The 13027-nt window shown below is 55.5% G+C and carries 12 protein-coding genes and 1 pseudogene; 4 read left to right on the top strand and 9 right to left on the bottom strand.

All coding sequences use genetic code 11. The features are described 5' to 3' along the window. Window positions 1–81: 81 nt before the first annotated feature. Genes EKA13_RS01525 through EKA13_RS01505 form a run of 5 tightly spaced genes read right to left on the bottom strand, consistent with a single transcriptional unit; the run spans window position 82 to window position 4991 of the window. Window positions 82–1599, bottom strand: coding sequence for an ArnT family glycosyltransferase (locus tag EKA13_RS01525; RefSeq protein ID WP_065757771.1), 1518 nt, complete (start codon window positions 1597–1599; stop codon window positions 82–84). An 11-nt stretch (window positions 1600–1610) separates the two neighbouring features. Beyond that, a complete protein-coding gene (locus tag EKA13_RS01520; protein ID WP_065757770.1) occupies window positions 1611–1889 on the bottom strand; it encodes a lipid-A-disaccharide synthase N-terminal domain-containing protein in 279 nt (92 codons plus the stop codon). Then, window positions 1886–2629: a glycosyltransferase family 2 protein gene (locus tag EKA13_RS01515; protein WP_065757769.1), complete on the bottom strand. Its 744-nt coding sequence runs from the start codon at window positions 2627–2629 to the stop codon at window positions 1886–1888. The genes EKA13_RS01520 and EKA13_RS01515 overlap by 4 nt, the downstream gene beginning before the upstream one ends. 38 nt (window positions 2630–2667) lie before the next feature. Further along, on the bottom strand, window positions 2668–3663 hold the full coding sequence (locus EKA13_RS01510; RefSeq protein ID WP_065757768.1) for an NAD-dependent epimerase: 996 nt from the start codon (window positions 3661–3663) through the stop codon (window positions 2668–2670). Beyond that, a complete protein-coding gene (locus EKA13_RS01505; RefSeq protein WP_065757767.1) occupies window positions 3660–4991 on the bottom strand; it encodes a UDP-glucose dehydrogenase family protein in 1332 nt (443 codons plus the stop codon). Before EKA13_RS01505 ends, EKA13_RS01510 begins: the two co-directional genes overlap by 4 nt. Window positions 4992–5830: 839 nt before the next feature. Between EKA13_RS01505 and EKA13_RS01500 the strand changes: the two genes are divergently transcribed. Then, complete coding sequence (locus tag EKA13_RS01500; RefSeq protein WP_065757766.1) at window positions 5831–6862, top strand: GGDEF domain-containing protein; 1032 nt, start codon at window positions 5831–5833, stop codon at window positions 6860–6862. Window positions 6863–6950: 88 nt separating this feature from the next. Here the strand turns inward: EKA13_RS01500 and EKA13_RS01495 are convergent, their stop codons facing one another. The 4 genes from EKA13_RS01495 to EKA13_RS01480 form a co-directional block, all read right to left on the bottom strand. Then, window positions 6951–7493 (bottom strand): flavin reductase family protein, encoded by a 543-nt coding sequence (locus EKA13_RS01495; RefSeq protein ID WP_065757765.1) that lies wholly within the window; start codon window positions 7491–7493, stop codon window positions 6951–6953. Between the two features lie 10 nt (window positions 7494–7503). After that, on the bottom strand, window positions 7504–8097 hold the full coding sequence (locus EKA13_RS01490) for a phosphoribosyltransferase family protein (RefSeq protein ID WP_065757764.1): 594 nt from the start codon (window positions 8095–8097) through the stop codon (window positions 7504–7506). Between the two features lie 320 nt (window positions 8098–8417). Continuing rightward, window positions 8418–9059, bottom strand: a complete 642-nt coding sequence (locus EKA13_RS01485; RefSeq protein ID WP_065757763.1) for a 3-oxoacid CoA-transferase subunit B — start codon at window positions 9057–9059, stop codon at window positions 8418–8420. Between the two features lie 8 nt (window positions 9060–9067). Then, the gene (locus EKA13_RS01480; protein ID WP_065757762.1) at window positions 9068–9763 is read right to left on the bottom strand and encodes a 3-oxoacid CoA-transferase subunit A; all 696 of its coding nucleotides are present in this window, start codon (window positions 9761–9763) and stop codon (window positions 9068–9070) included. A gap of 590 nt (window positions 9764–10353) precedes the next feature. Between EKA13_RS01480 and EKA13_RS01475 the strand changes: the two genes are divergently transcribed. The 3 genes and pseudogenes from EKA13_RS01475 (at window position 10354) to ampC (ending at window position 12931) form a co-directional block, all read left to right on the top strand. Continuing rightward, the gene (locus EKA13_RS01475) at window positions 10354–10905 is read left to right on the top strand and encodes a hypothetical protein (RefSeq protein WP_065757761.1); all 552 of its coding nucleotides are present in this window, start codon (window positions 10354–10356) and stop codon (window positions 10903–10905) included. A 333-nt stretch (window positions 10906–11238) separates the two neighbouring features. Further along, a pseudogene (locus tag EKA13_RS01470) lies at window positions 11239–11641 on the top strand (transposase); the annotation flags it as partial. 102 nt (window positions 11642–11743) lie between these two features. Then, window positions 11744–12931: a class C beta-lactamase gene (gene ampC, locus EKA13_RS01465; RefSeq protein ID WP_065757759.1), complete on the top strand. Its 1188-nt coding sequence runs from the start codon at window positions 11744–11746 to the stop codon at window positions 12929–12931. Window positions 12932–13027 lie beyond the last annotated feature (96 nt).

The raw sequence follows: 13027 nt of genomic DNA, 5'->3' as shown, positions 1-13027 counted from the left end.
CTGCAACTGAAATCACTGCATCAATCTCCAGGCAATACGAGGTAACCAGGCCGCTGACGGCCTGGTGATCAAATCAAGGAATTACAGGGGGCTGGTGTGCCAGCTGAAGCGGTACACGTTGGTTGGCGGTGCCGGGCGGCAACTACCGTTATCGGCGTCGGCACCGACCAGGAACCACTGCGCGCGCGACGTTTCGCCTAATTTACGAGCCTTGTCTGCCTGGAAGCAGCGCTCAAGTTCACTGGCGGGTACCAGTGCATAGGCCTTGGGATGCTCATGCAACCATAAGGCAGCCTGGTCAATCTTCGATCCGCTAAGGAAGCCAAAGTGGATAATCGGCTGCTTCGCGAACAACCAGTGCCCTTCGCGCCAATTGACAAGCACCAGATCGGCACCTTGGGTCAATGCGGCGGTCTCGTTCATCAGCGTTTCATGTGGATTGCGACCTTCCTTGTGAGCTTCGACAAAACCGCGAGCAAACCAGAGGCAGAACCACAGGATCGCTACTGCTGTGAAAATCTTGCGCCCCATGGGGCGCTGGCCGAACCAGCGGCGAAGCAACCAAGGCACCAAGGGGGCAGCAACCAAGGCCAGGCCTGGCAGCGCCGGGTAGATGTACAACTTGCGTTTGCCGGTGCTCAAGCAGAAGAACAGCACCACGAGAATGACCCAGCCCAGCAATACCAGCACACGCCCGTCGTGCTTGATCAGTTGCCGGCGCCACGCCGGTACCAGCCAGGGCAAGGCGAGGAACATCGGCAGCCAATACTGCGGGATTACCTTGACGAAAAAGTACCAGAACGGTTCACGGTGATCCCATGCACTGGCGTAGCGATGAGCGGTTTGGCGTAACAGAATTTCCTTGATATAGGCCAGCTCTGCAGCGTTGCCGCTCGACAGCGCTGTTACCACCAAAGGCACTAGCCAGACTGCAATGGCCAGCAGCATGACCAGCAACCCCAGCCACCAGCGTCGCCCTTGCCCAGGCATGGCAACCACACCCTTCCAGCCCTTGCTGACGGCATAGGCGTAGGGGATCAACATGAGCGCGGGGACAAAGCCGACCCCTTTACTGATCACCCCGAAGCCCATCGCCGCACAGCCCAGGTAGAACCAGCCCCAGGCGGGACCAAGCAAAAGATGACGAACCAGGCCGTACATGCCCAGCGCCACCCACAAGCATAAAAAGCTGTCGATCTGGCCAGTACGCAGAATACTGTAGGTTTGGTAGGTGGCAAGGAAGAGCAGGGCAGCAATGCGGCCGACGCGGCGGTTCCACAAACGACGCCCGAGATCATGCAGCACTACCGTGGCGGTGACCGCCGAAAGTAGCCCGGGCAAGTACAATGCGACCTTTGGCAGGCCCGTCAACCAGGTGAAGAACGCAACCGCCCACATGAACAACGGCGGTTTATCTGGATAGATTTCGGCGGCACGATGTGGAATGAACCAGGAACCGCTTTGCAGCATTTCCAGAGCCACACCAAGAAAGCGCTCTTCGTCGACATTCATTGGTTGACGCAAGCCGAGGCCGGCGCCCACCAGTACAAGGGCTAGCAGGGCAAACGCGAGGCGTTCAGTCCTGTGGGAGGTGAACATACGCACCAGGCTTATTCCTTAAGCGTTTTGTTACGGGCAATCAGCTGCAGATTGCGCAAGTAGACGATGAAGCCGAAGGTTTGACCGGCGATGAAAACCGGGTCTTGCCGGTAGATCGCATACACCAGCAGCAGTGCACTGCCAAGAATGCTCAAGTACCAGAACCCCACAGGAATCAGGCTGCGTTTTTTGACTTCGCTATAGATCCACTGAAGCAAAAAGCGCCCGGTAAAGACAGCCTGCCCGGTAAACCCCAGAATGAGCCAGAGTGTTTCCCGAGTAATGTTCATACATCCACCTCTTGGGGGGTGGCGTCGAAACGGGTACGGCGGATTAGCCACCAGACACCCAGCAGGTCAAGAATCCCCACCAGTGCACGGTCCAGGTTGCCGTACTTCGAGGTCCCGGCCTGGCGATGGCGGTGATTGACTGGATGCACCAGCATTCGGCCTTTATTGCGCTGGATAAGTGCTGGCAGGTAACGGTGCATATGATCGAAGTAGGGTAGGCGCAAGAACGCTGCCCGCTCTATCAGCTTGAGCCCGCAACCGGTGTCTGGCGTAGCGTCCTTGAGCATGCGGCTGCGCAGGCCATTGGCGAATCGCGAAGCCCAGCGCTTGCTGGCTGTATCACGACGGTTCACCCGGTGTCCTGCGACGAGTTTGATGCCGTCGGCATCGCCTTCACTGCCACGAACCAATGCGATCATGCTTGGGATATCGGCGGGGTCATTCTGGCCGTCGCCGTCGAGCGTCACCAGCCAGTGCCCATGCGCGGCCTGGGCGGCGTTATAGATCGAAGTGCTCTGCCCGAGCGAACGCGCCTGATGCAAGATTCTCAACTGATCGAAACCGCTGCTTTTCAGGTTGCGCAGTTTTTCCAGCGTGTTGTCGGTACTACCATCGTCGACCACGATAATCTCGTACGCTTCGCCATCGAGAGCTGCACGTATCTCGTGCAGCAAAGGTGGTAGATTTGCCGCTTCATTCTTTGCTGGAATCAGCACAGAGATGTAAATGTTCTTGCTCATGACGCTCCCGCAACTATTTCTATGGTGTTGTGCCTTGCCTAGACTCGGTAATAGTTTCGGTACCACCTCACAAATTCAGCGACGCCCGTTTGAACTGTAACGGAAGGCGAAAAATCGACCCATTTGGCCAACGCCGAAACATCAGCCCAGGTTTTTTCAACATCGCCTGCCTGCATGGGCAATAAGTTGCGTTTTGCCTTGATACCCAGAGCGGACTCAAGGCACTCAACGAAGTCCAGAAGCTTTACCGGCTGACCGCGGCCAATGTTGTAAAGCTTGCTAGGAACGGCCGGTGCGACGGCGCCTTTCTCTGGCGACTGCCATGACGGAGGTCTCAACCGAAGGCGTACGATGCTCTCGACAATGTCATCGACGTAGGTAAAGTCGCGCGACATATTTCCGTCGTTGTAGATATCAATTGGCTGGTTTTCGAGGATCGCCCGGGTAAATTTGAACAGCGCCATGTCTGGACGTCCCCACGGCCCGTAGACCGTAAAGAAGCGCAACCCACTGGCCTGAATACCAAACAAGTGGGAGTAACTGTGCGCCATCAATTCATTGGCGCGCTTGCTGGCGGCATACAGCGAAACCGGGTGATCGACGGCATCTTCGATGCAGAACGGTAGCTTTTCGTTAGAGCCATAGACCGAGCTGCTCGAAGCGTAGATCAAATGCCGAGGCATGTGATACCGACAGGCTTCGAGCACATTCAGGAAACCAACCAGATTGGACGCCCCGTATGCATCCGGATTATCCAGGGAGTAGCGAACGCCGGCCTGTGCAGCCAGGTGTATGACCTCGCTGAAGGCGTGCGCTTCGAACAAGGCGAGCAATGCTGGCTTGTCGACGATGTCCATGGTTTGAAAACGGAAGTTTTTAAACCCGGATAACGCCTTCAACCGGTCACGCTTGAGCTCAACGCTGTAGTAGTCATTGAGGTTGTCGATACCTAGAACGTCGACACCTTGCTCGCACAAGCGTTTAGCCGTGTGGAAGCCGATAAAACCTGCTGCGCCTGTAATCAGTACCGTCATTCGCTGTCCACCCGCCCACGTCCTATGCCGTAGTAGGCAAGGCCTGCGGCGGCCATGTGCTCGGGGTCAAACAGGTTCCTGCCGTCAAACACCACCCGGTCAGCAAGCAGTTGGGGAACCTGCTCCAGGTCAAGCACGCGGAAATCCTGCCATTCGGTGACAATCACCAACGCATCGGCACCTTGCAATGTGCCTTCCTTGGATGACATCAACTGCAAGTCGGAGCGTTGGCCATAATGACGCTCAAACTCCTGCATCGCTTGAGGATCATGGGCCTGAACCCGCGCACCGGCCTTCCACAAGGATTCCAGCAACACGCGGCTGGAGGCTTCACGAATGTCATCAGTGTTGGGTTTGAACGCAAGCCCCCATACCGCGAAGACTTTTCCACGCAGTTCATTGCGATAATGGCGCTGTATCTTTTCGAACAAGCGGTGCTTTTGTCGCTGATTGACGGCGTCTACGGCGCGCAACAGTTGGGTGTCGAAATCCACGAGTTCGGCTGTTTTCTGCAAGGCTGAGAGATCCTTGGGGAAACAGGAGCCGCCAAAGCCGCAGCCGGGGTAGATGAAGTCGTAACCAATTCGCGAGTCGGAGCCGATGCCACGTCTGACCATCTCGATATCGGCACCCAAATGCTCCGCCAGGTTGGCCATCTCGTTGATGAAGGAGATTTTCGTGGCGAGCATGCAGTTAGCGGCGTACTTGGTGAGTTCGGCGCTGCGCGCATCCATCTCGATGATTTTTTCGCGATTCCGGCTGAACGGTTGGTAAAGCTCGCGAATCAATTCAATGGTGGCAGGTTGTGCGCCACCAATAATGATGCGCTCAGGTCGCATGCAATCATTGACGGCGGAGCCCTCCTTGAGAAACTCGGGGTTGCTGACCACTTCAAAACGTAGCGAGCTGCCGTTGGATCGATCGGCAATCATGCTCTTGATCCGGTCGACGGTGCCTACAGGAGAGGTCGATTTATTGATAATGACCTTGTCCTGTGTGGCGTAAGCCATCAGTGTTTCGACCACCGCGAAAACGTTGCGCAGGTCTGCACTGCCGTCCTCACGGGGAGGGGTGCCCACTGCAATAAAGACGATGTCGGCAAAGGCAGTGGCCAACGCGGCGTCCGTGGTGAACTGGAGCCGCCCTGACGCGAGGTTTTTTTCCAGCAAAGCTGGGAGGCCGGGCTCGAAAATAGGGCAGTGCCCTTCAAGCAGAGAAGCTATCCGCTGCTCGTCGACATCCACACAGCACACCGAATGCCCGACTTCGGCAAGGCATGCAGCTTGTGTAAGACCGACGTAGCCGGTTCCAAAAACAGTGACCTTCATCCTTTGCTATTCCTTATCGAAACGCATGCTATACACCTGGTAGCAGGCAGGCCGAGATGCTTTGCGAGAGCTCTGAAAAAAAATGTCACAAATTTGTTAAAATTTTGTTATTGCGCCAAATTAATCCAGAAACGCAGGAATGCCGCTCATCCTTGCAGGGCAAGGTGCGGTTCGCGGTAAACGGCTGGGTGTTTGGCTGAAAGAGGGTAGTCGATACAGTGATTACGGCCAGTTTCGCAGAACTGGAAATTCGCTTGTGAAGGGCGCGCCTGGGCCAAGAGCCCATAGATAGGCCTGCTTGTGGATGAAGGGGATTGCTCGAGACGGAAAAGGCGTACCACAGAAGCCGGCCATCGAAACAGGAGGGAAGAGCACTCAGGGCTTGCGTAACGCGCGCGCAGGGTCCCTCGGCTGGAAGGCCGTTGATCGTTAAGGTGGAATTTTTCGCCAAGCCTTCGTACAGCATGCTCAATCACCTTGATCTGCAATGTCCGCCATTTGGGCGTCGGTGACGGCCTGCCGTCGCATTGCATTTCTTGTTTTTATTGTTGGGCCGATAGACCCATGCCTCATCATCCGTCGAACCTCAGCCTAGAGCGTTATGGCTGCGCCGGAGTTGTGCTACATCAGGTTTTCGCATGCTACCTAGCGGTTGAGGAAAATTCCAGCGCAGGAAGACCCGAAACAAAGTGCAACACGCGTAGGGCAAGGGCCTGCATGGAGGAGGGTGTGGCCTTGCCAGGCTCAAGAAGAACGCAGGGTTTCTTACCGTAATAGGCTTATAGTTATACGGTTCTTGTTGTATATTCTTACGAATAATAACCAGCGACTATCACGTGATGAGAGAACCAGAAAGGCGCGCTACTGCTCTAGCGTTGTACCCAGAGGACACACAAGAAGCGGCGGCCTTGCTGAAGCAAGCTGTACCCCTGATGATGCGTCACAGCATCCCTACCAACCCTGTGCACTACGCGCTTTGGTATACGTACTGTAGAGGGCAGGAGCCCGAGCTCAATCACCAACTGGATCGGCTTGTCCTGGAGGAAGGCGGTTTCCCCGCAGAATCCGCCACCAAGCTCTTTCGCGACTTCATCATTCGAGACGAGTTGGAAGAGGCCCGCGCCGGGCAACAGCAAGCTATCGACCTCGTTGACGACATGGAGCGTGACGTCTCGCATAGCGTAAAGGTTAACCTGAACTTCCAGGCCAGCCTGGAGCATTGCATAGAGATGCTTGATGAACCGATCGCCTTGCCCAGCATACTGAGCGAGTTGCAACAGAGCACCCAGCTCATACAGGATCAACAGGCGCTTTTTCTCGGCCAGCTGCGCGCGGCCCAAAACGAGATCACCAGTCTGCGAGCAAAGCTTGAACGCGTTCAACTCGCGGCTACGGTCGACAGCCTGACACAGGTATTCAACCGAAACACCTTCACACGCTTGCTGGAGCAAGCACTGAGCAAAGGGCCTGATGGCGTAGCATTGGTCATGCTGGACATTGACCACTTCAAGCAGTTCAACGACCAGTACGGGCATCCACTAGGTGATCGCGTACTGCAGCATGTTGGCCAACTACTCCGCAACGCCCTTCCTCCTCATGGCGTAGCGGCGCGCTATGGCGGCGAAGAATTCTGCGTCATCCTGCAACGATGTGCCGATATTGATAGCGTCTATGCCTTTGCCGAGCAGTTGCGCCTGAAAATCCGAACGCTGCGAATCAAGACACGGAGCACAGATGAATTGCTCGACACCGTGACCGCATCATTCGGCGTTGCCTTTGCCGAAAGTGATGACAGCGTGGAGAGTCTTATCACGCGTGCCGACGATGCTCTGTACCGTGCCAAGCGCAATGGCCGTAACCAGGTACAGTGACATTAGCGAGGGGCTGTCAACAGGGCAGGGTGGCGAGTTGCACCTGCCCTATGTCAGCCGCTTTATCGTGGCGTCTGCAGCATGAAGGCTACACGCCGTCCGGGATCTTCGATTGCATCATTTTTCTTCGATCCAGTCTTCTACCGTCCACAATGAACGTGCCATCCCCCACAGCATGAAGCGTTCGCTGCTCTTTGCGTGAACTGTCGAAGTATGCGGCGATGCCTTCAAGGACAACGATGTTGTATTTTTCGACGATATCAATGACCTTGCATTCGATATTCGCCACGCACTCTTTAATCAAGGGCGCCCCAACATGCTTTCCTTTCACTGGCGTTAGCCCGAACGTTGCAAATTTGTTGGTGTCGGCGCCACTGCAGGTTCCGATACCCACAACATGATCAATCAGATCCACCGTAGGAATTGAAATCACGCACGCCCTGGATTTACTGAGCGCGGCGTATGAGTAGTTCCAAGGCCCCGTGGTGATCGCAATGATCGGCGTAAAGTCAACCACCATGGTCCACGAGAGGGTCATTATATTGTTCTTCTCACCCTCATTCGTGGTAACGAAAACAACCGGACCTGATTCGATCAGCGTGAACGCTTTACTGATGTTCATCTTTTCCATCACGTTGCGCTCACTCCAGCGTTTTTTTAGATCTGCCGTCGAGGGTGACGCCATGACGCAGTACGTCAATACAGAATTCCGCTTCATAAGGCGGAACGTTGCATTCGACAATATCATGGGCAGCGACTTGTAGATGTACACCGACAATATCGGCATGGACTGGTTGTTGACAGACATGCCGGTCGACCAGTACTGCAGTGTAGATCCGGCGAGCGCCGAGTTGCGCGAGATAAGCGCAGGTACGCAGGAGCGAGTGGCCTTCAAAAAGCACATCATCGACAATCAACAAGGTGTTACCCGCGAGGTCTAGCGCACCCAGAAGCGGGTTTTCGGTCAATTGCGTGTGGGTATGCAGCACTTTCAGGTCATCGGCATAGCGCTTGACCTTCAGCGGATACAGCGGCAGTTCCGGCAGGCCGGTCTGACATGACAGAAGTCGTTGTAAACGCCGGGCCAGGGGCTCACCACGGCGCTGGATACCGATCAGTACGGCTTGAGTAGGCGGCAACAGCGCAGCAGCCTGTCTTGCCATCGCCTGCAATATGCAATCGAGTTCATCACTGTCGTACAAACGCAACCGCTGACCCGAAGGTGTGATCGGCATGGCACGCTCCCGTTGAGGGCGACAGATTGATCATAGCCCAAGGGGTGGTGTTGCTTTGGCGATTTCCCATGAAGTAAGGGTAGGGTTAGTAGTGGGGTGAATCACCGGTGATTCATAATTTGGCGTACCCGATGGGTCAGGTCGCTTCTACCTATACATCGCCGTAAATATCTTCGATCTGCTGCCCCTGAAGGACCTGTATTGGCTAAGTGCCAGATCAGAGAGGCGAGGACTGCTAATACGCAGGAAAATCCGCCTTGGCGGCGATGGACCTTCTTCAGCCCCATCAACGGCAGGCGGATGTAAACGGTTTCCGCGGGCTACTGAATCAGCGGCACGCCACTGAGCCTCTGCAACTGGTCGAAGTCGATATCGGCACAGATCTCTAGCACTTTCAGTCCATCGGACGTCACTTCCAGCACGGCCAGGTCGGTGTAGATGCGGCTGACGCAACCGATGCCGGTCAGGGGGTACGTGCACTCGGGCACGAGCTTGCTTTCGCCTGACTTGGTCAGGTGGTCCATCATCACGAACACCTGGCGGGCGCCTGTGGCGAGGTCCATCGCGCCGCCTACGGCCGGGATTGAACCTTCGGCGCCAGTGTGCCAGTTGGCAAGATCGCCCTTGACCGACACTTGGAAGGCGCCCAGTACGGCGATGTCAAGGTGGCCGCCACGCATCATCGAGAAGGAATCGGCGTGGTGGAAGTAGGCGCCACCGGTGAGCAGGGTCACGTGCTGCTTGCCTGCGTTGATCAGGTCATCGTCTTCCTCGCCTGGAGCGGGGCTCGGGCCCATGCCCAGTAGACCGTTCTCGCTGTGCAGGAATACTTCCTTGTCGCCCAGGTAGTTGGCCACCAGGGTCGGTGCGCCGATGCCCAGGTTTACGTACGCGCCTTCCTGGATGTCTGCAGCCACGCGCTGGGCCATCTCGGTGCGGGAGAATTTTTTGGTGATGGTCATGGCAGGCCTCAGACAGCTTTGGCGATCGAAGAAGCGGCAGCGCCGGTGACGGCGACCACGCGCTGGACGAAGATACCCGGGGTGATGATGTGTTCCGGGTCCAGCTCACCGAGTTCGACGATCTGGTCGACCTGGGCGATGGCAGTCTTGGCGGCCATGGCCATGATCGGGCCGAAGTTGCGGGCGGCCTTGCGGTAGATCAGGTTGCCCCAACGGTCACCCTTGTGCGCCTTAATCAGCGCGAAGTCGGCGTGCAGCGGCATTTCCAGAACGTACTGGCGGCCGTCGATTTCTCGGGTTTCCTTGCCCTCGGCAAGCAGGGTGCCGTAGCCGGTCGGCGAGAAGAAGGCACCGATGCCTGAGCCCGCAGCGCGGATACGCTCGGCCAGGTTACCTTGCGGTACCACTTCCAGCTCGATCTTGCCGGCTCGGTACAGTTCGTCGAACACGTAGGAGTCCGACTGGCGCGGGAAGGAGCAGACCACCTTACGTACGCTGCCCGCCTTGAGCAGAGCAGCAAGACCGACCTCACCGTTGCCGGCATTGTTGCTGATGATGGTCAGGTCGCGGGTACCGGTGGCGATCAGGGCATCGATCAGCTCAGACGGCATGCCGGCAGTGCCAAAGCCACCGACCATGATGGTCGAACCGTCGGTGATCCCTTCCACCGCGCTGGCGATGGACTCAAACGTTTTATTAATCAAAGCGAGCTCCTGGTTTTCCTGGAGTGTGAGTTGTCAAGCTGGCCCTCGCGCTGCGAAGCGGTGGGCCAATCAGCACCTAGGAAGTATTTGGTGACTGCGCAATAGCGTGCCGCAAGATTGGGCACAAGTAGAGAGACCTAAACGGATGTTGTGCGGTTATCGAACTGTTGTGCGAGATGCGACCATCAGATAGTGCCTGGAGAGCACAGGCAGCCGAGAACGCTTGGCTATGCTGGTTTCCCAGCGGCATTTACGGACAAGGGGCGGTAGCGAAGTATCACCTGAAGGCCATAGAACCCATGCGGGCTGGCATCTTGGGGCGGCAGGTCACCTAATCACAGATGGCGGTTGAGGAGGAGGTTTTATGGGGCTAATTAACGCCCGGAATGTATTAATTCGCTTAAAGGTAAACGCTGTGAACCACCATAGAGCCGAGATAAGGCAGCGTGCGGTTTTCGCGGACTAATCGATGGGGCGACTTATAACTCGACTAAATAGTCATTTAGTGTAGTTATTCCTTGGGGTCATATTATAAGGGCAGGGCAGCTCATCTTTTGAGCTAGGGGTAGCTCAAATTACGGAGAATTTTGATGCAGCAGCACCTTACACCTTGGATGATCGAAAGCGCTTACCGCTATTGGGAAGCCGCTAAACACCTGCTTACCGGGCGCGACATGATGGCTGTTGCCCAAGTAAATGCGGCGATCGGCATGGAGATTTTGCTGAAAAGCTTCGTGGCTCGGCCCCATGGCAACCACGGCCAGGTCAATGAAACCTACGACCTTGACGTAGAATTGATCAAGGGCGCGCATCGGGAGCTTCAGCTTGCAGGCAAGATCGCGGCTGATAAGCGCTTCGACAAGCACGATCTGCTTACGCTTTTCCATGCAGTGCCTGTAGAAATAAGGACACGCCTTCGGTTCAACCACGAAGAAGAATGGATCGAGCGTTACCGCAATGTTTTCACAAACGCCCGGTATCCATACGAAGCCAGCTCGCGCAAAGGTTACAGCGACACTTTGATTCGCGTCCTTGGCACGATGATCGAGAGTGTTGTGAAGTGGTACCGCGAGCAAGGGTGCCGTGACGTGTTCATTGTTTGCTATGGCATGACGCCTGCGGATTTTCAGGCCAAGCCCTGAAAGGAGCCTGATCCGTCATGAGCCTAGCTTCAAATCTGACCAACCTCGGTCCCGGTAGCTCCATACAAAGGTACTTATAATGTATATTATGTTAAACGAGGTGCTATGTCTGATATGTTCATAAGCCACGTAAGTCACTGATTCGACGAATTCGTTTTTGACGCCTACTCTCTCAACGGGCCATGTTCATAATGTTCATGACGAGTCCTTGATGAGGTGGCTGCCGATGAAACTGATTCAGTGCCGTTTCTCTTCAGGTCAACGACTACTGTAGTGGTCTAATGATTCCGGACACCCATTTAGGCGAGAATGCTCGCCACAAAGAGGTGTCCGATGACCAAGCAACGTAGTTCCTTTACGCCCGAATTCAAGCGCGAAGCTGCCAGCCTGGTGCTCGACCAAGGCTATAGCCATATCGATGCAGCCCGTTCGCTTGGGCTGGTTGAATCGGCGCTACGCCGATGGGTAAGCCAGCTCCAGGAAGAGCGAAATGGTGTGACGCCGACCAGTAAAGCGCTGACGCCCGAACAGCAAAAAATCCAAGAACTGGAAGCCCGGATCAATCGGCTGGAGCGGGAAAAATCGATCTTAAAAAGGCCACCGCGCTCTTGATGGCCGAGGAACACGAGCGCTCGCGTTAATTGATCAACTCCGTGCTGAAGAGCCCCTTGATCTGTTGTGCTCGGTATTTGAAGTCACCCGATCCTGCTATTACACACACTACCCCAGCCGAAAATGCGAGTAGGACTGTTTTCAAACGCGAGCCGCTACAAATAAAGGCCAGAAGCCCATCATTAGCGGTGATGAGACCTCAGAATTTAGGGAAAAACGTTCAATCATGTACGAAAAGACTATCGCCAGACTGGGAGGCTTTGCCGTTACCACCTTTGTCCTCGGTGCCGGCAACTGTATCGCCGAGGAAAATGTCGCCAACAAGGTCAAGGCTGTCGTGGACACAGCTATCCAGCCGGTGATGCAGGAACATACCATTCCTGGCATGGCGGTGGCGGTAACACTCAATGGGGAGCAGTTTTACTTTAACTATGGTGTCGCCTCCAAGGAGAGTGGCCAGCAGGTCACCGATGACACGATTTTCGAGATCGGCTCGGTCAGTAAAACTTTTACGGCGACCCTCGCCACCTACGCGCAGGAAAGCAAAATGCTCTCTCTGTCGGATCACGCCAGCCAATACCTACCTTCGTTGCGTGGCAGCAGTTTCGACCGCATCAGCCTGCTCGATCTTGGAACCTACACGGCTGGCGGCTTACCACTGCAGTTTCCCGATAATGTGGACAGCCACGAAAAGATGATCGCTTATTACAACACTTGGGAACCGACCTATGCTGCCGGAACACATAGGCTCTACTCGAACCCGAGCATCGGCCTGCTCGGCTTTCTGACCGCCAAAAGCATGGGCGAGCCTTTCGATGATCTACTGGAAAAGAAGCTGTTCCCGAAGCTCGGACTGAGGCAGAGCTACATCCACGTCCCGCAAGAGCAGATGAGCCATTACGCATACGGATATAGCAAAGAGGACAAACCGATCAGAGTGGCGCCCGGTGTTCTGGATGCCGAGGCTTATGGCGTGAAATCCAGTTCGACCGACATGATTCATTTCGTCGAGGCAAACATGCAGGCGGGGGATCTGGATGAGCCGCTGCAACGTGCTATCGCGGCAACGCATAAGGGCTACTACCAAGTTGGCAATATGACGCAGGGGCTGGGATGGGAGTTTTACCCTTACCCAATAGAACTCGACCGCTTGGTCGCGGGCAACTCGTCCAAAATGATTCTTGAAGCCAATGAAGTCACCCGACTTAACCCTGCGTTGCCACTGCAGGACAACGTGCTTATTAACAAGACCGGTTCTACGAGCGGTTTCGGCACTTACGTGGCCTTTGTTCCTGCCAAGGGTATCGGCATCGTGATGCTGGCGAACAAGAACTATCCCATCGCGGCGAGGGTGAAAGCTGCCCACGAAGTATTGGCGGCCCTGGATACTCAGATTGGATCGATTGCGCGTTAGAGCGTTTGAAATTCTACGCACGTTAGCGAGGCAGCCTGGATGCGCATTACCGCCGGGTCGGCGCCATCGCCAAGCCCTCGAAGTAGGAAAGTTTCG

Source organism: Pseudomonas defluvii (assembly GCF_001695625.1).
In the GTDB taxonomy this organism is placed as follows: Bacteria; Pseudomonadota; Gammaproteobacteria; order Pseudomonadales; family Pseudomonadaceae; genus Aquipseudomonas; species Aquipseudomonas defluvii.
The sequence above is the reverse complement of the archived record's forward strand: the minus strand, read 5'-3'. Positions and strand labels throughout refer to the sequence as shown.

Coding starts and splice junctions, on each gene's coding strand:
- EKA13_RS01525 (WP_065757771.1), bottom strand. CDS start 1,599: ATGTTCACCTCCCACAGGACTGAACGCCTCGCGTTTGCCCTGCTAGCC.
- EKA13_RS01520 (WP_065757770.1), bottom strand. CDS start 1,889: ATGAACATTACTCGGGAAACACTCTGGCTCATTCTGGGGTTTACCGGG.
- EKA13_RS01515 (WP_065757769.1), bottom strand. CDS start 2,629: ATGAGCAAGAACATTTACATCTCTGTGCTGATTCCAGCAAAGAATGAA.
- EKA13_RS01510 (WP_065757768.1), bottom strand. CDS start 3,663: ATGACGGTACTGATTACAGGCGCAGCAGGTTTTATCGGCTTCCACACG.
- EKA13_RS01505 (WP_065757767.1), bottom strand. CDS start 4,991: ATGAAGGTCACTGTTTTTGGAACCGGCTACGTCGGTCTTACACAAGCT.
- EKA13_RS01500 (WP_065757766.1), top strand. CDS start 5,831: ATGAGAGAACCAGAAAGGCGCGCTACTGCTCTAGCGTTGTACCCAGAG.
- EKA13_RS01495 (WP_065757765.1), bottom strand. CDS start 7,493: ATGGAAAAGATGAACATCAGTAAAGCGTTCACGCTGATCGAATCAGGT.
- EKA13_RS01490 (WP_065757764.1), bottom strand. CDS start 8,097: ATGCCGATCACACCTTCGGGTCAGCGGTTGCGTTTGTACGACAGTGAT.
- EKA13_RS01485 (WP_065757763.1), bottom strand. CDS start 9,059: ATGACCATCACCAAAAAATTCTCCCGCACCGAGATGGCCCAGCGCGTG.
- EKA13_RS01475 (WP_065757761.1), top strand. CDS start 10,354: ATGCAGCAGCACCTTACACCTTGGATGATCGAAAGCGCTTACCGCTAT.
- ampC (WP_065757759.1), top strand. CDS start 11,744: ATGTACGAAAAGACTATCGCCAGACTGGGAGGCTTTGCCGTTACCACC.